Origin of the sequence: Enterococcus sp. DIV0240d, assembly GCF_051711245.1 — a bacterium.
Taxonomy (GTDB): Bacteria; Bacillota; Bacilli; order Lactobacillales; family Enterococcaceae; genus Enterococcus_D; species Enterococcus_D casseliflavus.
This window is the reverse complement of sequence record NZ_JBIOMG010000001.1, coordinates 1,009,529-1,029,628: the sequence shown is the minus strand read 5'-3', so window position 1 is coordinate 1,029,628 and position 20,100 is coordinate 1,009,529. Positions and strand designations below refer to the sequence as shown.

The window sequence follows — 20,100 nt, the reverse complement described above, 5'->3', positions numbered from 1 at the left end:
ATATGACTAATCTTATTTGATAGCTCTTTTTCTCATTCATAGTATGCAAGATTAAGATTGTTTCTTGACCTTTAAAATTTTAAATATCATTAACAAGATGAAACCAATAATACAAAACAATCCAACGAGAACATATCGTTGATCTGCAGTTTCTCCTGTCTTAGGCAGAGCAGCACTGTCTGATTTTTTTATCCTTTTATTTTCTTTTTCTAACACTTTTGGCTTCGATATATTAGTGGAGCGATCATTTATTGAAAATTTGATCGGTGTTTTATCAATTTGATAACCACTCGGTGCTTTGGTTTCAATCAACTGATACTCTCCTACTTCTAAATTACTTATCTCAACCTTTCCATCTTTGCTCGTAACTATGTTTTTTTGTACAATATTTCCTTTCGAATCTTGCAGCTCAAACTCTGCATTTGCCAGTAGTTTTCCTGTTTCGCTGTCTACTTTTTTCAGAGTTACTTTCCCAAGTTTTGGTGATACATAAGTATTCTTGAAAATAATCGATTCTTGGTACGCTGGACTTGCCACTAATTGTCCAGATTGGTCTTCCACATTTACGGTTACATGGTATTCTGTTTGGTCATAAGTGATCGTGCTATCTGTCCCTGCGACTTCTCGGATCGTATACTTGTATGTGCCTGCTTGGTCATAGTCGATTGCATCGAAGTAAATTTTTCCGTTGGCATCATTGCTCTTGGTTTGAATCACTTCCCCTTGTTCGTCCAACAGCTGGAATTGAAATTCATCTGCACTTAGTGCTTTGCCAGTCAATTCTTTACTTGCTTCTAGAACCGCACTCCCTTTTGCGGGATTGTAGCTATTTTTAAAAACAGCACTGCCTTCATAGCTTGGACTTGCCACTAATTGCCCCGATTGGTCTTCCACATTTACGGTTACATGGTATTCTGTTTGGTCATAGGTGATCGTGCTATCTGTCCCTGCGACTTCTCGGATCGTATACTTGTATGTGCCAGCTTGGTCATAGTCGATCGCATCGAAGTAAATTTTTCCGTTGGCATCATTGCTCTTGGTTTGGAGCACTTCCCCTTGTTCGTCCAACAGCTGGAATTGAAATTCATCCGCACTTAGTGCTTTGCCAGTCAATTCTTTACTTGCTTCTAGAACCGCACTTCCTTTTGCGGGATTGTAGCTATTTTTAAAAACAGCACTGCCTTCATAGCTTGGACTTGCCACTAATTGCCCCGATTGGTCTTCCACATTTACGGTTACATGGTATTCTGTTTGGTCATAGGTGATCGTGCTATCTGTCCCTACGACTTCTCGGATCGTATACTTGTATGTGCCAGCTTGGTCATAGTCGATTGCATCGAAGTAAATTTTTCCGTTGGCATCATTGGTCTTGGTTTGGAGCACTTCCCCTTGTTCGTCCAACAGCTGGAATCGATATTCATCTGCACTTAGTGCTTTGCCAGTTAGTTCTTTACTTGCTTCTAGAACCGCACTTCCTTTTGCGGGATTGTAGCTATTTTTAAAAACAGCACTGCCTTCATATAATGGATCGTTTGTTTGACTTCTTTGGTTTCCGTAGATTCAATCATGTTTGGCGAATAAGTGATAGTCACTTCGCGATCTTTGTCCTCTGCTGTCAAACCTGTGACTTCCTCAATGCTTGTTTTGTCTGCGTGATAGTTCTTGATTTCAGGACTTTTCACTTCATCAAACGTTGTATCATCATCTTTGGCTTGCCATTCTCCATAGGTATTTTCCCCTGTTGCTTCATTCGTTGTCACTGTGCGTGTGAACGTGACCGTGTCTACATTGTCTGACGCGGCTTCTTTGCCGTCTTCATACATATAATGGATCGTTTGTTTGACTTCTTTGGTTTCCGTAGATTCAATCATGTTTGGCGAATAAGTGACAGTCACTTCGCGATCTTTGTCCTCTGCTGTCAAACCTGTGACTTCCTCAATGCTTGTTTTGTCTGCGTGATAGTTTTTGATTTCAGGACTTTTCACTTCATCAAACGTTGTATCATCATCTTTGGCTTGCCATTCACCAAAAGTTTTGTCACCTGTTGCTTCATTCGTTGTCACTGTCCGTGTAAAAGTCACAGTGTCCGTCTTGTCTGACGCGGCTTGTTTACCGTCCTCATATAATTTTCTCAGTAAAATAGAAGATTCACTCAAATACGATCTACTCCTTATTGATGAACCTGAGTCTTCTTTTGATAATATGTTTTTAAACAACAAAATAAATACAGTTCTACAAGAAATCTCTAAACATATTCCTGTTTTTGTCTCAACACATAATAATACAATTGGCGCATCTATAAAACCTGATTTTATTTTGCATACTCAAAGAACTTTAGTACTTGACGATCCCGTATTTAACATATATTACGGCTATCCTACTGATAAAAAATTGTACGCATCTAACGGTCTTTCCGTAAACAATCTGTCTGTACAATTGAATTGCCTGGAAGCAGGCGAACAAACATACAAAACAAGGAGAGATACTTATGAAATACTTGAAAATTGATGACAATAAAGGTTACTTTTTTAGAGAAAATGCTTGGGTGCCAATTGATCAAATCATCAAAGAAGATATCTTCGAATTAATTTCTCTAGCCGTTTTACCCAAAGACGGAACTACATTTGAAATGGATGAATTTTCAGAAGAAAAGCTACAACATGGAGTTCATAAAATTATTTACAAGAGTATTCATGATAAACTATTTGAACTAATTAAAGATAAAGAAAATATCCAAGATAGTGTAAATCAACAATTTGCGTCTGCATTACAAAAGTATTCGACGAACTAATTGATTCATAAAATGATTAAATCTCTGCAGGTACCAGTAAAAAGCTTAATACTCACTAAGCACATAAATAACGAGAACCTAAAAATTAGACTAAAAATCTAGTTTAAAAGTTGGGATTAGTATGGTAACCCAGATAAAAATAAAGGTAAATTAAGTAACCGAATCTTTGAAGCAACAAGAAAAAAATCACTCAAAAATAGTTGAGTGATTTTTTTCTTGTATACAGATTTATAGTTTGTGCCAACTAAAAATTAAATTTTTTGTCATTTAAAAATAAAAATGACAATCTAAGTATATCACGTACAAACAAAAAGACCAACAGGGTATACTCTGGTGTCCTCTTAAAAAGAAACTTTCTGACCTAATTAATTGAGCTACTGAAAGATCTATCAAACGTGGAATAAAAAAAGGATCAAAAACTATTAAGTTTCTGACACCAGCCAATATTTGTTCTAATACTTATAACCCTAATTTATAAATGAACAAGAACTTATTTACACGTTTATTGATACAGATTTAAATTGATACACGCCGATTGTGGTATTTAAAAAGAGTGCTTAGAAGTCAGGAATTTTCTGAATACTCTGTATAATTCACGTCATAGTATTCTAGATTTGATTTTACATAATACATTTTGTCCCCCAACAAACCAAAATACCGACAGAATATATTATACTGCCCCTTTTATATAGAACAGAAAAAAGACTCAGTAATTTTGTCATAAAAATAGGATAAACATCTTCTATTGCATCTGTTCTTGCAGCACAGCTAAAAAAGCCCTTAAAAATAAGAGCTTCCACGTTCAGCTATCCAAAGTTTAAGATCGTTACATAGGTAGCTTCGCTAATAAATGAGACTTGATTCAAATCGCCATTAATTTTTTATAATTGATCACTGTTTTTTCAGAAGTATCTGTCACCTTGGCGATTGATAAGGTGACGACTGCTGAATTATTTAACAACTTTACAATTGTTCCAATGACTTGTTTTTTCCTAAATCTAAATGTGACTTGTTGATTTTTTTTAAAAGCCACTCCTTCGATGGATGGTTGCATTGGTTTCCATTGTCCAAAACCCATAATAATCTCCCCTTTTTGAGTATTTAAAAAACCGTCTCAAGCATTTGAGACGGTTGAAAAAATCGTTTAAGCTTTGTAGATATTAACGGCTTGCATACCACGTTGACCTTCTTCAGTATCAAAAGTGACTGCTTGCCCTTCATCGAGAGACTTGAATCCATCTGCTTGAATCGCAGAAAAATGAGCAAAGACATCTTGACCATTCTCTCCGGTTATAAAACCAAAACCTTTGTCTGCATTAAACCACTTTACTGTACCTTTATTCATACTATTTCCTCCTTGTGCATCATTACGAATGCGTTTTGTTGCAATAATTGTTTGATAAGCAAAAGGAGAGTATAAATTTCTGTATAGCACTCTTAATACGTTTCAAAGTTTATCACTACAAGTAGTATACCACACAAACTCTTTAGTTGCAACTTTACATAAAAATATTATTTTTTTATAAACTTATCACTCACTATACACTGTTTTATTTTTTATGTGCTATACTATCTATATAGAATTTCGCTATGAACGTTATCGTTACCTTTCGTCACTATTTGAGAGAGGAGAATGTATTATGACATTCACTAACAAAACAATTGATTATCGTGTTACTTTGGACACTAAATTAAACTTGTTTATTGTTTTTTCTAAAAACGATGAAACCAAAGTGGCAACCGGTACTACAATCGAAAATGCAGTACATGAATTAGAAAAACTAGCATAAGGAGTGAAACTCTCTAATGGCCAAGCTCTTTTCATATTAAAGGCAGCTACTTGTAAGAATGAGTAGCTGTCTTATTCATTTTTTGTGCGCTAATTTGCTAAAAATGATCTCCATTGTTTCAAGTGTATCGATATCCATCTGACACAACCAGAGAAATACCTTCTTTTCCTCCTCCGTCCAAGTAGTTTTTGGATAGGCGGAAAGAAGTTTCAGATATTTTACACGTTGGATACTAGATGACAATAGCCAGTGCTGTTCAAAACTCTCACTTTCTTCCATATCATCCCTCCAAAATGGTATTACCTACAGTTAGACATAGCAAATGCAAGTAACTTTTAACTAAAAAAATATCACAAACTAGCAAGCCAATCATCACAGATTAAAAATTGCTTTTTTTATGTTAATAAAGCCCTATAATTTCTGATCCGTTAAAATCAATATTGTAGAATTCATAATCATTTTTTACCAAGCAATCATTTATTTAAAAACCATTCACATAAGTAATAATTAACTTTTCGAAACCTAAGTCTTTAAGGAATACTATTTTGTTCTATAGTGGTTTTCCGATAATGCTTCCACATAATATCTTAATAACTTGTAATCTTTTTCATCAATACTTTTTATTATTATTTTATTTCCAAATAACGATCTGTGTGAATTTTTTAAAAGTCTGTGATGTATTTGATTTAAAATCAAATACTCTACTTCTTCGTCCTTCAAGTTAGGATCAGTAATCTTTTCTAAATCCCGATGAATATAATTATATTCTAAGTGAGACGCGTCATTAATAACTCGTTTAAATTCTTCTTTCTCAACTTTCAGGAAAATCACGTCCTTCCCTTAATAAAAAACTCAGCGAAAAGAGAGATTAACTAACCACTTCTGCTATTTAAAAATACATATTACATAATCAAATAAATTTCAATTCAACATCAGATATCTTTACAATAGTATGTTACCCCTTACCTAAAAAAAATTTATTGTTTTTATACATAAATACCCTAACATTCTTATGCAAAACTCTTATCAATAGATCATCTAATCTAAATCATAAAAATAGACCTAATAGAATTCCCCCTAAGATGAAGAATGCAGAGTTAATTTTGTATTTAAGAATACCTAATAGACTAATAAAAAAAATTAAAATGAAATACCATTCAACAAATATATTTTGTCCTAATTGGATGGTAATATTAGCCATCAATGCTAATGCTGCCGCATTTATACCAATTAACATTTTGGAAAATGTATTGGATTGTTTAAGCTTGGAAAATAGTGGTGCTAATATAAGAACCAGTAGAAACGATGGTAAAAAAATCCCTACTGTAGCTACCAAAGCACCTGGGATATCGAAAAGTAAATATCCAATAAAAGTTGCTGTAGTAAATACAGGCCCAGGAGTAAATTCGCCTACAGATATGGCATCTATCATTTGAACTTGGGTCAATACTTGTAACTTATCAACAAATTCTGATTGGATAAACGCAAGTAATACATAGCCACTACCATATAAAAGTAAACCTATTTTCAGGAAAGTTAAAAATAAAATTGAGAGACTAAATGGCTCTATGACATAATTTTTAAAATTCCAATCTTTTTTTATTAATAGTAAGAGTATTGCGGCAACTATTAACACAGTGAGTTCCGAAGCACCAAAAACAACCAAAAGCAGAGACAGGCAAAAAACAATAAATGTAGACATATCTTTTATAGCTGTTTTAAAAAGCTTTATTAGAGCTGCTACAATAATTGCTACAATGACAGGCTTTATATACTCCATAATTGTTTGAACTCTAGGAAGGTCTCCATATAATTTATAAAAGTGCCCTATAATCATTACAATGACCATTGCTGGTAAAATAAATGAAATACCTGCTAAAAATAATCCCCATTTTCCAGCACGCCGATGACCTAATATAATTGCCATCTCTGTAGAGTTTGGACCAGGAATCAAGTTAGTAAATCCTAATAAATCTAGAAACTCTTCCTTAGACATCCATTGCCTTTTATCCACGACTTCTTCTTCCATCATAGCGATATGAGCAGCTGGTCCACCAAAAGCAAAGAACCCAAGTTTTGAGAACACTTTAACAATCTCGATGTATTTATTTTCTTCCATAAGCCCTCCAATAGCATGAGAAATATTAAGTTATGTGCTGATTTGTTATATCAATGATTGGTTTCAGTTTAGTAGATCTTTACTTTCCAATAAATAGTTTAGAAAAGGACGCAAAGAGAAAAATAGAACTTTCTCTTTGCGTCCTTTGATGAAACTTTCTGAAAAACGATAAATATATTATCATTACAGTAGATTTACTCACCTATAAATATAAAAGCAACATATAAAAAGAAGACTTCCCCAATCTGCTTTCTCCGCTACTCTTTTAATGAGACACACTAGAAAATTTTAGAACAATTATTTATATATAGCAAGTAAAATGCCCTTGTTAAACAATACTATTTTAAATTAACCGTCCAAGAGATCTTGATCAAGCCAAAATCATGTTTAATTGCATAATAAATCAAGAATAAACAACAACTGTGTTTCTACCTCCTTTTTTTTTGCAGCATACAGCGCTTGATCAGCCTGATTGATGAGTTCATATACATCTAAAGAAGAATCATACTTAGAAATGCCAGCAGAAAAATAAAGCGTAATCTTTCTTTCCCCTCCAATATTCAACTTATTTTTTAATAAGAATGCCTGAAATCTTAATATAGTCTTTTGAACAGACTTTAATGTACTGTCTTTGAAAATAACTAAAAATTCTTCGCCTCCATATCTATAAACCTCTACTTGATCTTGGTGTGCTTCACTAAGAAAAGTTGTTATTTTTTTTGAAAAGAATATTAAAGCACGATTTCCTGTAATGTGTCCATAGTGATCATTAATTCTTTTAAAATGATCTAAATCCATCATAACAAAAATAAGCTTTTCCTTTTCAACATCTGTCATACTATCTACGTCTTCATTTAAGCTTCTAAGATTTTTAACTTTCGTCAATTCATCATAGTTTCTCTCAATAAGTTTTCTATTTATATCTTTTAAGAATTATTTTTGAGTACTTAGATAGTATTGCCAAGAAATACAAATAATTATAGACCCTATAAACAAAGATAGATATTCCCAAAAAGTAAGTTTATATTCAAAAAAGAGCATAGAATTCAATCCAGCCATCATTAGGGGAGCGTCAATAATTTTGTGTAAATGATTCTTCCCTACTGCAGATTGTTTCTAATTCTCAATCAGTTGGCTTAGCATTTGTTCAAGTTCGCCTTCGGCCTGTTGAAAGCCTTTATGACTGCGACCTAGGAATTTTTGGTTGTAAGTATCAAAAGACGAGACTAAGAAACGTTCCATCGACTCTTCGTTTTGGAACTGTTCCTTGCGGTGGCTGTATTTCTTGATTTGCTTATTAAAGGATTCAATCAAGTTCGTAGAATAAATACTCTTGCGTATGGTCAAGGGGAAATCATAGAAAGTGAGCAAGTGATCGTTCGAAAGAATCGATTCAACCACTTTTGGATAGCTGGTTTTCCATTTTTCCGCAAAAGCACCACGTGCTTCCAACGCCACCTCTTTAGATGAGGCTTGATACACCATTTTAAAATCATCACAGACTTCCTTACGATCATCGACACGCACTTTGTGACTGATATTACGGGAAACGTGTACACAACAATGTTGAAAACGAGCTTTGGGATAGAACCGACTAATCGCTCCTACCATCCCCTTTAAGCCATCCGTGATGAACAGGAGGACATTTTTCAAACCGCGCTCTTGAAGGTCCAATAAAATTTCCTCCCAAATCGTGATGGATTCAGTCGGTGCAATCGCATAGCTCAATACTTCCTTTGATCCGTCCGGGCGAATGCCAACTGCGATATGAATAGCTTCCTTGGCGACGGTTTTCCGCTTTAACGGAATATACGTTGCGTCCATATAAATAGCAGCATAACGGTCATGAAGCTCCCGCCCTTTAAACGCCGTTACCTCTTCTGTAAATGATTTTGTTATATTAGACATGGTTTGGGGCGTGTAGTGATGCCCATACATTTTCTCAATCAAGTCTGCGATTTCCGACATGGTAATACCTTTTCGGAAGAGGTGAATGACGGTCTCCTCTAACGTGTCATTCGTCCGTCTATAAGCAGGAACAGTCTGTTGCTTGAACTCACCATTGCGGTCGCGCGGAATCTGGAGATGAAGTTCCCCATACTCGGTCTTGACCGTACGGTCATAGGAGCCGTTACGAGAATTACCCGTGTTAAAACCAATGCGATCATACTTTTCGTAATCTAGGAAAGCCGTTAACTCCGTTTTGAGAAGCGTATTGACTGCTTTCTCCAAATGGACACGGAATAATTCATTCAAATCGCCTTTGTTCGCTAGAGTCTTTAGAATTTCTGTAGTAAAATCGTTCATAGGGAAGTCCTCTCTTCTGTGAATGTGTTGTGGTAACTCTATTCTACAGAAGGGACTTCCTTTTTTCTATTTACACAAAATATTTTACACTCTCCTGAGTTAAACTGAATATCATTCTGTCTATATAAATTTTAAGATGGATTACCATACTTTTGTTTGACTCATTGACAAAAATCTAAAAAACTTATCCTCAGCGAGATTGAGTGTCTTTTACCAGACACAAATCCCTACTACAGATAAGTTTTTTATTTTTTTATGCTTTTAGGCTTTTAGGTATATGGATATTTCAGTTTTTCCTTACTGATAAGTTTCTGTCCGCAAGAATTCTTCTTGCTTTAATAGCTCCTCGATGGAACAATTTTTTTCCAATGCTTCTTTGACAAAAGCAGTGGCTTTTTCATAACCAATTTGCGGTGAAAGGGCTGTAATAGTCCCTGTACTGTTATTTACAGCTTTCAAACAAGCTGTTTCATTGACGGTAATACCTGCCACACATTTATCGGCAAAAATTTGACACGCTTTGGTCAACAGTTGACATGATTCAAATAAATTATGGAACATCACCGGCTCAAAAGCATTCAATTCCAATTCTCCGGAAGCTGCCGCAAAGGTGATGGCACCGTCATTTCCAATCACTTGAAATGCAATTTGACTGATAACTTCTGGAATGACTGGATTGACTTTGCCCGGCATGATCGATGAGCCTGCTTGTCTTGCTGGCAAGTTGAGTTCATGAAAACCAGTTCGCGGACCGCTGGCTAAGAGACGCAGATCATTGGCGCTTTTGTTCAATGTGATGGCAATCGTTTTTAATCCACCTGAAATCGAGGCGAAACTGTCGGTATGCTGTGTACTATCAATCAGGTCATTCGCTGGCCGTAAGGGTCTTGGAAAACGTCGGTTCAATTCTTGATAGAGGTATTCTTGATAGCGATAGGACGCATTAAGACCTGTCCCAATGGCTGTCCCACCCATATTTAAGGTCAATAGTTCTGCCGATAAGTGGTGCAGCCGTTCACGGCAACGCGTCAAACTGTGGGCATATGCAGCGAAACTTTCCCCTACTGTCATTGGCACCGCCTCTTGCAGTTGGGTTCGCCCCATTTTTGCCACGTGCTGAACTTCTTTCGCTTTCATATGCCATCTGTCAATCAACTGTACCAGCGCTTCATCCAATTGTTCAATATATACAAGCAAAGCCAGTTTCCCAGCACTAGGATAGACATCATTGGTGGATTGGCTTTGATTGACATCGTCTAAAGGATGAAGATATTGATATTCCCCTTTCTTATGCCCCATCAATTCTAACCCGCGATTGGCGATCACTTCATTCACATTCATGTTGGTGGATGTTCCTGCTCCCCCCTGAAATGTATCAACAATAAATTCTTCATCCCACTTGCCCATGATGATTTCTTCCGCAGCAGTCACAATGATTTGTGCTTTTTCTTTGGATAGCGTGCCAGATTGTTGATTGGCTAGCGCAGCTGCGGCTTTGATACGTGCTACTTGTTTGATCATCGTCAGATCAACTTTTTGATCAGTGAAAGCAAAATTTTCTTTTGCGCGATAACTATGAATACCATAATAAGCCCCCTCGTATATAGGTAGACTGCCAATTGTATCTGATTCGATCCTCATCATGATTTAAACGCCCCTTTTTGTATTATATGTGATAAAATATCACATAAGAGAAAAAGACACGAGCCTTTTCAGCCATCTCTTTGTTAATCCTTGAAATTGATTCCTTTCACTTTGAAAAACAAAGAGAAACAGTACAAAAACAGAAAAGAGGAAAGTATTTGGATGAACTAGATAAAAAGTTGTTGAATCTGTTGCAGCAAAATGGTCGGTTATCGATCAAAAAGTTAAGTGAAGCGTTATTCATCACTGCACCTGCTGTTTCCCAACGAATAAAACATTTAGAAGAAACCGAGCAATTGTTGTATTATCAAGCGACGATTGACTATGAACAAGCCGGCTTGCCGATCAAAGCATTTATCCACCTGTCGATCGAACCACAGCAAAAAGCAAGTTTCTATCCTTTCATACAGGCGATCCCCAATGTGTTGGAATGTGATTGTGTCACCGGCCCTTATTCAATGTTAATCAAAGTCGTTTTCCCTTCTACCAAATCATTGGACAGCTTTATCAATGACTTGCAAAAATTCGGTCGAACCAACACCCAAATCGTTTTCTCGACGCCAGTTCCCTCTCGAGGATATCAATTCTGAAAACCAAAAAAGCGCGCTTATCTCACATAGACAGGCACGCTTTTTTTATATACAGGGGTCACTGGTCATCGACTGGCACTTGCAACCCTCGTGGTCCGACATTCGTTGAAAATACAATGTGGGTTTTGGTATCCCCATAAAATTGCAAATCTGTGATAAACCGATCCAAGACGACCGTATCACTAAAATAAACCTTCAAGAGCATAGAATAATCTCCAGTGATACAGTCACACTCGATCACATTTGGGATGTCTGCGATATAGGCATAGAAGGCTTCTTTATCTTTGGCATTCACTGCGCAATGGACATACGCTTTGATCAGATAACCAAGTTTTTGGTAGTCGATCAGTGCCTGATAAGAACGGATATACCCAAGGGTTTCAAGGTTTTGTACCCGCACAGAAACAGATGGCGATGAAATAAAGCATTGCTCTGCGATCTGTTTGACAGTGACTCGGGCATTTTGCTGCATGATGTTCAGTATCTTGCGGTCTAAGTTATCCATAATCATCCCCCGTTCTCATTATTTTCTCAGTTTATCGAGAAAACAACAGAAGCGCAAGTTGCAGATTACATCCTATGTTAAATTTCCTAACATCAACGCTGAGATAATTGGAAATAGCGATAAACAATCATCGCCCCACAAGCAAACAGACCACACCCAAAAAACATCATGTCAAAGCCAAAAAGACTGGCGATGATTCCCCACAAAAAAGCCCCACCTCCATAAGCTACATCTAAGGCTGCTGAAAATACCGCTGTCCCTTGCCCTCGCTGCGCCTCAGACACCGATTCTAATACAATCGTATTCATCACAGGCAATAAGCCGGCATAACCGACACCATAACAACTCGCGGCCAGAAGCAAGCTACTGAGCTGTGTCGTAAATGGCAACAGACAAAAAGAAACCAAAATCAATAATAAACTGCCATAAATCAATGTAGCCGTTTGGATTTTGGCGAGCAAACGTGGAAATACGACCCGTGTTGTGACCGTCATGATCGACATGACCGTAAAATAATAGCCTGCGCCGATAATCTCACGTTCAAGGGCATATTGTGCAATAAACGCCACCACGCCAGAATTGGCAAAGCATATCAAAAAAAGGATACCGCTAGGAAACACAACCGCTTTGATGCGAAGCAGTTCTCGTAACGATGATTTCGCTTCGCCAGAGTGCGTATTCCTCCGTGAAAAGGGCTGTTCTTTCAAAAAGAAACTCAACAAAAAAGCTGTTCCGCTCAACAAGGCAGCCATCCGAAAAAGTACAGGAAATCCATAATTTTCTACAACAGCAAGTCCTATCAACGGGCCGATGGCACTCGGCACAGCCTGGGCGATACTGAAATACCCCAATCCGACTGCTAATTTGCCTTCAGGAATCGTATCAACTGCCATCGTCGCTGCTGCTGTCGCTTGCAAACTATTGCCCACCCCTTGCAAGATGCGCAGACAAAAAAGCATCAATAGCCCCTGCAGCAGATTCAATAAACTAAAATCAATCAACAGAATGGCTAATCCCATACAAAGCAAGACTTTGCGTCCATATCGATCCAATGCCACACCGATTGGCAAACGGCAAAACAAAGCAGATAGCCCCAAGACACCTACAATGGCGCCGGATACTGCTTTAGAACCACCTAAAGAAGCAACATATAACGGCATAGTCCCCATTTGGGTCGTGATGGCTGTCATTGCTAGTACCGTGACCACCATCACTAAGTAAAAATCTTTCGACCAAAGCCGACTAGAGCTGTTCACCTTTTCCATATTGTGCCTCGCTTCTATACAGCTAATTGAAAACGTACTTGTGTCAAAAATTGCTGTGTACATTCTTCTTGCGGATCCTCAAAAATTTCTTCTGGTGTTCCCGCTTCTACCACCACACCATCCGCCATGAATATCACTTTATCCGCGACTTCTTGTGCAAATTGCATTTCATGCGTCACGATGATCATCGTTTGCCCACTATCAGCCAGTTGCTTCATGACATTTAGGACATCACCGACAAGTTCTGGATCGAGCGCTGAAGTGGGTTCATCAAACAGTAATAATTCTGGCGTCAAAGCCATCGCTCTGGCGATACCTACACGTTGTTGCTGTCCGCCAGACAGTTGACTAGGATACATCATAGCTTTATCTGCCAAACCCACTTTTTCTAAGGCAGATAACGCTGCTTTTTCTGCCAGTTTTTTTGGGAAACGCCGTGGTGTGCGTAGTCCTTCCGCCACATTTTGCAACACATTCATGTGGCTGAACAGCTCATAGGATTGAAAGACCATCGCTGTTTTGCGGGCGATCTCCAATCGTTGGGTTTTGCCAATATGTGCGAGATCATACTGGAAGTCACCGATAGAATAACTCCCCGCATCAGGCTGCTCCAACAAATTCAAGCAACGCAAAAAGGTCGTTTTTCCAGAGCCGCTAGGACCAATGATGCATACAACTTCCCCACGTTCAATTTGTAAGCCAACATTTTTTAAGATGACTTGTTTATCGAAAGACTTCTTCAATCCTTTGATTTCTGCTTGCAGCATACTCCCACCCTTTCTTTTCTATCGCTCAAAGCGCGATCGTATTGGCAGATTGTCCTTCTAGCAAAATATCTCTTGCATTGTTCAAAGCTGTTTCTGCAATTTCTTGTACAGCCAATTGGGTATAATACGCAATATGCGGGGTCAAAAGCACATTTGGCAGTTGATTCAGCTGTTGATAATAAGGATTTTGATCCCACCCAACTGAAAAATACCGTTCTTCATTGGCGATAGCGTCTAATACAGCACCAGACAAACGCCCTTGCGCGAGTGCGGCAATCAACGCATCCGTATCAACGATTCCCCCACGTGCCGTATTGACCAGACAACTGCCAGGCTTCATCTGTGCAAAAACAGAGGCCGAAAATAGCCCTTCTGATGCTTTTGTCAGCGGGATATGGATCGACAAGACGTCCGATGCAGCAATCAAGGTCTCAAAGGACACATATTCGACAATCCCCTTCAACCGAGGATTTTCACTCCTACTAGTGGCAATCACATGTCCCCCCATATGATAAATCGCTTCTGCGACTAGAGCACCGATTCGACCAGTGCCTAACAAACCGACTGTTACGTCTTGTAGCTCCCGACCAATCACAGACCGTCGATCAAGTTTTCCTTTGATCATTGCTGGAATATTGCGTAAAACCATCAAGATCGACATCACAGTGTAATGGCCCACCGATGTTGGGCTATAAGAAGGGACATTGGTGACCGTCAACTGATGCTTTTGCGCCCAGTCAAAACGAAGACCGTCGACCCCCGTTGATTTGATCGATAACTGCTTCATCCCTAAAATATGCAAGCGTTGGTACAGGGACTCATCTTGCTGCATAGCCAGACTAGGATACAAACAGATGCCGTCGTGCCCTGCTGCCAAATGGATATTCTCCCAAGACAAGCCCTCCATTACGATCGTCACTGGTGTTTTGTGGATAAATTGCCACCGTTCGATATAAGCAATTTCCTCTTCACTTACCCCGTAATAAATCAATTTCATTGGCAACACCTCCTAAATGACCCCTTCATATGCTGGCGGCATAGCGTATTCCAACGCATCACCTAATAAAGCGATCCCTTGATCGATCTGTGCCAATGTCGGCTTCGTAAAATTCAGCCGAAATGAATGCTCATAGCCTTTTCCCGCAACACTCATGATATTGCCTGGAATGACCGCAACTTTCGCCTCATCAAGGTATTCATAGAACCGCTCTGCGTCCATCTCAGTCGATAGGAAACAGGTGATAAAATAGCCGCCTGTTGGTTTGATAAAGGTAAGCTTATCCGTTGGCAGTGCCTGTAATGCTTGCAGCATGCGGGCATATTTCTCTTGATACAACAAGGTCAATTGGGCCACATGACCTTCGAAATCATGATGATCCATATATTCGGCCAATACCACTTGCCAATAAAAATTGGTGTGGGAATCGGCGGATTGCTTGGCCAAAATCAATTTTTCCATTGCAGGACCAGCAGCCATCATAAAACCAATCCGGCTGCTGGGTGCCAAAATTTTTGAAAAAGATCCCGCATAAATGATTCGTCCTTCGGTATCTAATGTTTTCATCTTAGGGATCGGTGTACCTTCATACAACAACTCACCGTAAGGATCGTCTTCAAAAATCAGCACATCATATTGACATGCCAATGCATAAATGGCTTTACGTTTTTCCAATGGCATTGATGTGCCTAAAGGGTTTTGGAAAGTGGGGATCAGATACAACATTTTCACTCTTGCGTCTGTTTTGAGGATTGTTTCTAAAGCGTCAAGATCCATTGATTCTGCTGCAAGATCCATCGGTACCGGCACTGGTATCGCCCCATATCCTTTGATAGCATTCACCGCACCGGAAAATGTTTGCTCCTCGCATAACACCACATCGCCTTCATTACAAAAGACTTTTACCGCCAAATCCATGGCTTGGGTCGAGCCCGAAACCACCAGCACCTCCTCTTCGTTATCGATATTTGACAATTGACGCAAACGTTCTTTGATCAAGGTCCGTAAGCGCGGATACCCCTCTGATGCCCCATACTGCAAGAAAGACTCTGGGTCCGCTTCGTTATATAATTTTTGCGAGATCTCTTTCAATGTAGCCATTGGAAATGCTTCTGTCGGTGGAAATCCGTAAGCAAAGGAAATAGCTGCTGCAGACTCCATATTTTTTTTTGCATTCTCTCTTAATGGAGATGCTTCTAATGTCATGATACGTTGTGCGAATTGATAGGCCATTCTATTTCCTCCCTGCATAGTTGTTAGCCGGCCAGCTGTGTGGTAAAGCGGGCTAAAAAGGCTTTGGTTCGTTCTTCTTTGGTTTCCTCGAATACTTGTTGCGGTGTGCCTTGTTCAACAATATGTCCATTCTCCATGAAAACGACTTTGTCTGCTACTTCATACGCGAATTTCATTTCATGGGTCACCAATACCATGGTCGCACCGGCTTCCGCAATTTCTCTGAGCAGCGCCAATGTCTGTCCCACTAGTTCCGGGTCCAATGCCGAGGTAGGTTCATCAAACAAGATGACCTTAGGATTCAACGCCAACGCACGGGCGATCCCGATACGCTGTTGTTGTCCACCTGACAGTTGGCTAGGATAAAAATCTTGTCGTTCAGACAAACCGACTTGATCCAACAAAGCCTCTGCTGTTCGCAGGGCAGCTTCTTTGCTTTGTTTTTTGGTCACGATCAATGGCATCATGATATTTTCTTTGGCTGTTTTATTTTGAAACAAGGCATAATTTTGGAAAACCATCGCTGTTTGCCGTTGATGGGTCAATATTTCTTTTTTACTTGCTTTGTGCAATGTGGTGGTGGTTTCTCCCAATTGAATCACACCTTGATCTGCTCGTTCCAAAAAATTGAGACAACGCAAGAAGGTCGTTTTTCCCGAACCGGAAGGCCCCAATAAGACGACTACTTCGCCTTTAGCGACATCAAGATCAATCCCTTTTAACACTTCTTGTTTGCCGAATCGCTTATGGATATCCGTTACTTTCATCATAATGCGGCCCTCCTTAGTTTGCGCAACAGCCGATTTTCCAGTAATTGTGCCCCTTTTTCGATGACCAAACTAATCAGCCAATAAATGATCGCAACAGCCACATACGCTTCTAAAAACCGATAATTTTGCTGGGCCGTGATTTTAGCTGCCGCAAAAACATCGACAACACTGACCATGGAAGCTAAGGCCGACGCTTTAACCAACGAGATCAGCAAATTACTGAACATGGGCAATGAAATCGGCCAGGCTTGCGGGAGCAGCACACGACGGATGACTTGTAAGTTCGTCATGCCGATCGATTTGGCTGCATCGAACTGCCCTTTTTTGACTGCCGCAAATGCGCCCCTGAAAATCTCGCTGCTATTGATAGCAGACATTAAACTCAAGGCGGCGATCGCTATCCAAACCATGTTGAAATCTTTAAATCGCAAAGTCCAATGCATCGACTCCGCCCAAATATCAAACTGTTTAGCAGAAATAAGATATAACGCTAAAATCACTAAAACCACTGGGACCCCTTTTAAGACCGTGACAATCACTTGCAGCACTGGTGCGAGGATCTTGATCCTATACAGACGAATCAAGGCGATGATCAACCCAACCACCGCGCCAATGACTAGTGCGGTCAACGCCATAAAAAGCGTCGTACCAATATAATGACTTGCTGTTTTCAGCGCTTCGATCATAATAGACAATTGAAAACTCATCGCCATTCCTCCCTATTCTGGGACGTAATCCCCATCTAGATATTTTTCTGATAATTCTTTGATCGTTCCATCTGCTTTCAATTCCTCTAATGCTGTATTGACCGCATCAATAAAGTCTTGGTCCGCTTCTTTGTTGAACAATAAGTAGGCATCTGAGTTGTGGACTGGTTCGCTGCCGATCTCTAGATTTTCACTAAATGAATTGTTCCAATTATCGACTTGATATTCTGGTGCTAACGTTGCATCGACCGCACCTGAAGTGACTGCTTGTACGATTTGCTCGTTGTTGTATTCCCCATAAACCAATTCAAAAGCATCGGGATTTTCTGCCAGATAAGCCTCAGCCATTGCTGCTTGGTTAGTAGCAGTCGTCACATAGACTTTTTTTCCTGCTAAATCTTCGAAGCTATCGTAGACCGTACCGGCATCTGGATCAGAGACAATATACGTATCCCAGACCACATACCCAACATCCCCATAGACGAATTTTTCTTTCCGTTCATCATTGACTTCATATTCATAGGCAGCCATCTGGACTTTATTGCTTTCTAAATTTGATAACGTCGTTGGGAAATCCGCTCCTTCAAAGGTAAAGGTATAATCAAGTAATTTTTCGTCGATTGCTTTAACGACGGCGACATCATAGCCATCATATTCACCATTTTCGTCTAAATAAGCATATGGCAATGCTTCATTCCCAGTACCCACCTTGATTTCTGTTGCATCACTTGCTCCACTGCTTGCAGTGTCGGCAGAACTGCTTCCGCAAGCCCCTAAAACAAAAAGTGTCACCAATGTAATTGCACCTAAAATCGTTTTTTTCATTTGAATTCCTCCCTTTCCCTCTACCCAAAATTTTCCTATGTTGTTTTGATTTTTTGCTGTTTTTTGGTCCATGATATCAGTGGTACTTTTGCTGTTTGTTGTTTTGTTTTCGAAAAACTCATCCGACGTTCCAGACCGGTGAAAACACGTTCTAAGAGGAAGCTTAAGGTAATAAACAAGATCGCCGCACCGACATAGCCTTCAAGTGTATGGAAGGTCACTGCGCCTATCGCTCGCGCTTTGCCGACAACATCCACTACCCCAATGGTAAAAGCCAGCGATGTGTCTTGCAGCAGTGCAATCGTAGTTGTACCAAATGCAGGTAATGCGACACGGACAACTTGCGGTAAAATCACTTGTCGATACATTTGTGTTTTCGTCAATCCGCAAGCAATACTCGCTTCCTTCTGTGTGACCGGTACACTTAGAATCGCAGCCCGGAAAGTTTCAGACTGAAAGGCAGCAGTATTTAATCCGTAGGTGATATAGATGAAAATAATTTTATTCCATGAGGAAACATCGATTTGAATCATTTGTAATAAGGCGGGTACACCATAATACACAACATACAGTTGAACCAATATCGGTGTGCCTCGAATAAATGAAACGAAGACTGCCGCCAGTTGACTCAGAAATGGCACTTTTTCGACACGAATAAATGCAAGTAAAATCCCTAAAAGCAATCCTGTAATCGACGCCACTGCTACTATCATCAACGTAACCGGCAAAGCACTTAAAACCTTTGGAAAATATTCCCAAACTAATTTCCACTGAAAAAATTCCGACATATTGCCCCTCCTTTTTCTGAATATTCTGATTATTAGACAATATTACTAATGGAAAAAAATTTTTCAATAGATTCATTACTAAAACTTCATTAATTTTATAAATTCTCCCTTTTAACTAAAAAAAGAAAGATGCAAACGGCATCTTTCTTTTTAATATAAGAATATAAAATACTACCCGTGGTGCTAGTTAATTTTTTCCTAGAGGAAAATGTCTAAACATGTTGGTAAATCAACAAAAAAACGCATACAGTAGTCTCAAAACTCCCAAGAAATGAGGACTATTTAACAAACTACGATGGTTACGTCGTGACAACTGAACATTTTGACTTAGCCAATCCTGTTACTAAAGTCGATGATATCCCCGATTATGAAATGTACAGTCAAACAATCGATAGCTTAAATAAGCGTTTTGGCAATCGTGTTTTAAAAGGCATCGAAATCGGTTACATCGCTTCTGAAAAGGATCGGATCATCGACTATTTAGCCGATAAAGATTACGATTTAAAATTACTCAGTGTGCATCATAATGGTCAATTTGATTATTTAGATGACGAAGTCAAAGATATGGATCCTGCTATTGTGATTCCTCAGTATTTTGCACAACTTTCAGAAGCACTAGTTGTTATAGAAGCAGATGTCTTTGCTCATTTTGACTATGGTTTTCGGGTATTTGGTCTATCCGTTGCTGAATTTAAACAATATGAAGCGCAGTTTTTACCGATTCTAGATCAAGTAATCAAAAATAAATTGGCATTCGAATTAAATGCTAAGAGCGCTTACTTGTATGACAATTTAGCGTTATATGAATATGTCATCGATTTATATCTTTCACGTGGTGGTACCTTGTTTAGTGTTGGATCAGATGGGCATTACCTTGAACATTTCCGTTTCCATTTCGATGATCTTTTTGCTCTGTTAAAAGCAAAAGGTGTGACGGAATTAGCGATTTATCAAAAAGGAAAGCGAATTATGGTTCCATTACCAGTCTAAAAAAACGTCCTC

Annotated in this window: 22 protein-coding genes; 4 read left to right on the top strand and 18 right to left on the bottom strand. The window is 39.0% G+C overall.

The window, feature by feature from the left end; translation table 11 throughout:
- Window positions 1–51 precede the first annotated feature (51 nt).
- Window positions 52–1,560: a Spy0128 family protein gene (locus IGJ25_RS04915; protein WP_226818337.1), complete on the bottom strand. Its 1,509-nt coding sequence runs from the start codon at window positions 1,558–1,560 to the stop codon at window positions 52–54.
- Window positions 1,461–2,156, bottom strand: a complete 696-nt coding sequence (locus IGJ25_RS04910) for a mucin-binding protein (RefSeq protein ID WP_228077463.1) — start codon at window positions 2,154–2,156, stop codon at window positions 1,461–1,463. The genes IGJ25_RS04915 and IGJ25_RS04910 overlap by 100 nt, the downstream gene beginning before the upstream one ends.
- A gap of 332 nt (window positions 2,157–2,488) precedes the next feature.
- Between IGJ25_RS04910 and IGJ25_RS04905 the strand changes: the two genes are divergently transcribed.
- Entirely contained in the window at window positions 2,489–2,791 is a 303-nt protein-coding gene (locus tag IGJ25_RS04905) for a hypothetical protein (protein ID WP_081117232.1), read from the top strand.
- A gap of 862 nt (window positions 2,792–3,653) precedes the next feature.
- Here the strand turns inward: IGJ25_RS04905 and IGJ25_RS04900 are convergent.
- Window positions 3,654–3,869 carry a hypothetical protein gene (locus IGJ25_RS04900; protein WP_005225252.1) on the bottom strand — a complete coding sequence of 72 codons (216 nt, stop codon included), beginning with the start codon at window positions 3,867–3,869 and terminating at the stop codon, window positions 3,654–3,656.
- A gap of 66 nt (window positions 3,870–3,935) precedes the next feature.
- Entirely contained in the window at window positions 3,936–4,136 is a 201-nt protein-coding gene (locus tag IGJ25_RS04895; RefSeq protein WP_005225251.1) for a cold-shock protein, read from the bottom strand.
- Window positions 4,137–4,431: 295 nt separating this feature from the next.
- Between IGJ25_RS04895 and IGJ25_RS04890 the strand changes: the two genes are divergently transcribed.
- Window positions 4,432–4,581 (top strand): hypothetical protein, encoded by a 150-nt coding sequence (locus tag IGJ25_RS04890; RefSeq protein ID WP_179135484.1) that lies wholly within the window; start codon window positions 4,432–4,434, stop codon window positions 4,579–4,581.
- Between the two features lie 75 nt (window positions 4,582–4,656).
- Here IGJ25_RS04890 and IGJ25_RS04885 read toward each other — a convergent pair whose 3' ends face one another.
- The 5 genes from IGJ25_RS04885 to IGJ25_RS04865 all read right to left on the bottom strand — a co-directional run bounded on the left by IGJ25_RS04885 (window position 4,657) and on the right by IGJ25_RS04865 (window position 10,651).
- Window positions 4,657–4,860 carry a hypothetical protein gene (locus IGJ25_RS04885; RefSeq protein WP_005225249.1) on the bottom strand — a complete coding sequence of 68 codons (204 nt, stop codon included), beginning with the start codon at window positions 4,858–4,860 and terminating at the stop codon, window positions 4,657–4,659.
- Between the two features lie 769 nt (window positions 4,861–5,629).
- A complete protein-coding gene (locus IGJ25_RS04880; protein WP_142967685.1) occupies window positions 5,630–6,700 on the bottom strand; it encodes a chromate transporter in 1,071 nt (356 codons plus the stop codon).
- Window positions 6,701–7,087: 387 nt separating this feature from the next.
- A complete protein-coding gene (locus IGJ25_RS04875) occupies window positions 7,088–7,585 on the bottom strand; it encodes a GGDEF domain-containing protein (protein WP_249850474.1) in 498 nt (165 codons plus the stop codon).
- A gap of 231 nt (window positions 7,586–7,816) precedes the next feature.
- Window positions 7,817–9,007 carry an IS256-like element ISLgar5 family transposase gene (locus IGJ25_RS04870; RefSeq protein ID WP_438779128.1) on the bottom strand — a complete coding sequence of 397 codons (1,191 nt, stop codon included), beginning with the start codon at window positions 9,005–9,007 and terminating at the stop codon, window positions 7,817–7,819.
- A gap of 297 nt (window positions 9,008–9,304) precedes the next feature.
- Window positions 9,305–10,651, bottom strand: coding sequence for an aspartate ammonia-lyase (locus tag IGJ25_RS04865; RefSeq protein WP_081117241.1), 1,347 nt, complete (start codon window positions 10,649–10,651; stop codon window positions 9,305–9,307).
- A gap of 158 nt (window positions 10,652–10,809) precedes the next feature.
- Between IGJ25_RS04865 and IGJ25_RS04860 the strand changes: the two genes are divergently transcribed.
- Window positions 10,810–11,241 (top strand): Lrp/AsnC family transcriptional regulator, encoded by a 432-nt coding sequence (locus IGJ25_RS04860; RefSeq protein WP_003125427.1) that lies wholly within the window; start codon window positions 10,810–10,812, stop codon window positions 11,239–11,241.
- Window positions 11,242–11,299: 58 nt separating this feature from the next.
- Here IGJ25_RS04860 and IGJ25_RS04855 read toward each other — a convergent pair whose 3' ends face one another.
- From IGJ25_RS04855 to IGJ25_RS04815, 9 genes are all read right to left on the bottom strand, one after another.
- The gene (locus IGJ25_RS04855) at window positions 11,300–11,746 is read right to left on the bottom strand and encodes an Lrp/AsnC family transcriptional regulator (protein ID WP_005470356.1); all 447 of its coding nucleotides are present in this window, start codon (window positions 11,744–11,746) and stop codon (window positions 11,300–11,302) included.
- Window positions 11,747–11,838: 92 nt separating this feature from the next.
- Complete coding sequence (locus tag IGJ25_RS04850) at window positions 11,839–13,011, bottom strand: MFS transporter (RefSeq protein ID WP_081117242.1); 1,173 nt, start codon at window positions 13,009–13,011, stop codon at window positions 11,839–11,841.
- Between the two features lie 14 nt (window positions 13,012–13,025).
- Complete coding sequence (locus tag IGJ25_RS04845; protein WP_060792673.1) at window positions 13,026–13,778, bottom strand: amino acid ABC transporter ATP-binding protein; 753 nt, start codon at window positions 13,776–13,778, stop codon at window positions 13,026–13,028.
- A gap of 25 nt (window positions 13,779–13,803) precedes the next feature.
- Entirely contained in the window at window positions 13,804–14,775 is a 972-nt protein-coding gene (locus IGJ25_RS04840) for an NAD(P)-dependent oxidoreductase (RefSeq protein WP_081117243.1), read from the bottom strand.
- 12 nt (window positions 14,776–14,787) lie between these two features.
- On the bottom strand, window positions 14,788–16,008 hold the full coding sequence (locus IGJ25_RS04835; protein WP_060792671.1) for a PLP-dependent aminotransferase family protein: 1,221 nt from the start codon (window positions 16,006–16,008) through the stop codon (window positions 14,788–14,790).
- 23 nt (window positions 16,009–16,031) lie between these two features.
- Window positions 16,032–16,778 carry an amino acid ABC transporter ATP-binding protein gene (locus IGJ25_RS04830; RefSeq protein ID WP_054114517.1) on the bottom strand — a complete coding sequence of 249 codons (747 nt, stop codon included), beginning with the start codon at window positions 16,776–16,778 and terminating at the stop codon, window positions 16,032–16,034.
- Window positions 16,775–17,485, bottom strand: a complete 711-nt coding sequence (locus IGJ25_RS04825; RefSeq protein ID WP_021150492.1) for an amino acid ABC transporter permease — start codon at window positions 17,483–17,485, stop codon at window positions 16,775–16,777. The genes IGJ25_RS04830 and IGJ25_RS04825 overlap by 4 nt, the downstream gene beginning before the upstream one ends.
- A gap of 12 nt (window positions 17,486–17,497) precedes the next feature.
- Window positions 17,498–18,310, bottom strand: a complete 813-nt coding sequence (locus IGJ25_RS04820; protein ID WP_081117244.1) for a transporter substrate-binding domain-containing protein — start codon at window positions 18,308–18,310, stop codon at window positions 17,498–17,500.
- Between the two features lie 35 nt (window positions 18,311–18,345).
- The gene (locus tag IGJ25_RS04815) at window positions 18,346–19,098 is read right to left on the bottom strand and encodes an amino acid ABC transporter permease (protein WP_003125416.1); all 753 of its coding nucleotides are present in this window, start codon (window positions 19,096–19,098) and stop codon (window positions 18,346–18,348) included.
- Window positions 19,099–19,404: 306 nt separating this feature from the next.
- On the opposite strand from IGJ25_RS04815, the gene IGJ25_RS04810 reads away from it, so the two are divergent.
- Window positions 19,405–20,088, top strand: a complete 684-nt coding sequence (locus IGJ25_RS04810) for a PHP domain-containing protein (RefSeq protein ID WP_002335147.1) — start codon at window positions 19,405–19,407, stop codon at window positions 20,086–20,088.
- Window positions 20,089–20,100: the final 12 nt, after the last annotated feature.

What these genes read in the sequence shown, in the direction of transcription:
- IGJ25_RS04905 (WP_081117232.1), top strand. Translation starts at nt 2,489, where the DNA reads ATGAAATACTTGAAAATTGATGACAATAAAGGTTACTTTTTTAGAGAA.
- IGJ25_RS04900 (WP_005225252.1), bottom strand. Translation starts at nt 3,869, where the DNA reads ATGGGTTTTGGACAATGGAAACCAATGCAACCATCCATCGAAGGAGTG.
- IGJ25_RS04895 (WP_005225251.1), bottom strand. Translation starts at nt 4,136, where the DNA reads ATGAATAAAGGTACAGTAAAGTGGTTTAATGCAGACAAAGGTTTTGGT.
- IGJ25_RS04890 (WP_179135484.1), top strand. Translation starts at nt 4,432, where the DNA reads ATGACATTCACTAACAAAACAATTGATTATCGTGTTACTTTGGACACT.
- IGJ25_RS04885 (WP_005225249.1), bottom strand. Translation starts at nt 4,860, where the DNA reads ATGGAAGAAAGTGAGAGTTTTGAACAGCACTGGCTATTGTCATCTAGT.
- IGJ25_RS04880 (WP_142967685.1), bottom strand. Translation starts at nt 6,700, where the DNA reads ATGGAAGAAAATAAATACATCGAGATTGTTAAAGTGTTCTCAAAACTT.
- IGJ25_RS04870 (WP_438779128.1), bottom strand. Translation starts at nt 9,007, where the DNA reads ATGAACGATTTTACTACAGAAATTCTAAAGACTCTAGCGAACAAAGGC.
- IGJ25_RS04865 (WP_081117241.1), bottom strand. Translation starts at nt 10,651, where the DNA reads ATGATGAGGATCGAATCAGATACAATTGGCAGTCTACCTATATACGAG.
- IGJ25_RS04855 (WP_005470356.1), bottom strand. Translation starts at nt 11,746, where the DNA reads ATGGATAACTTAGACCGCAAGATACTGAACATCATGCAGCAAAATGCC.
- IGJ25_RS04850 (WP_081117242.1), bottom strand. Translation starts at nt 13,011, where the DNA reads ATGGAAAAGGTGAACAGCTCTAGTCGGCTTTGGTCGAAAGATTTTTAC.
- IGJ25_RS04845 (WP_060792673.1), bottom strand. Translation starts at nt 13,778, where the DNA reads ATGCTGCAAGCAGAAATCAAAGGATTGAAGAAGTCTTTCGATAAACAA.
- IGJ25_RS04840 (WP_081117243.1), bottom strand. Translation starts at nt 14,775, where the DNA reads ATGAAATTGATTTATTACGGGGTAAGTGAAGAGGAAATTGCTTATATC.
- IGJ25_RS04835 (WP_060792671.1), bottom strand. Translation starts at nt 16,008, where the DNA reads ATGGCCTATCAATTCGCACAACGTATCATGACATTAGAAGCATCTCCA.
- IGJ25_RS04830 (WP_054114517.1), bottom strand. Translation starts at nt 16,778, where the DNA reads ATGATGAAAGTAACGGATATCCATAAGCGATTCGGCAAACAAGAAGTG.
- IGJ25_RS04825 (WP_021150492.1), bottom strand. Translation starts at nt 17,485, where the DNA reads ATGAGTTTTCAATTGTCTATTATGATCGAAGCGCTGAAAACAGCAAGT.
- IGJ25_RS04820 (WP_081117244.1), bottom strand. Translation starts at nt 18,310, where the DNA reads ATGAAAAAAACGATTTTAGGTGCAATTACATTGGTGACACTTTTTGTT.
- IGJ25_RS04815 (WP_003125416.1), bottom strand. Translation starts at nt 19,098, where the DNA reads ATGTCGGAATTTTTTCAGTGGAAATTAGTTTGGGAATATTTTCCAAAG.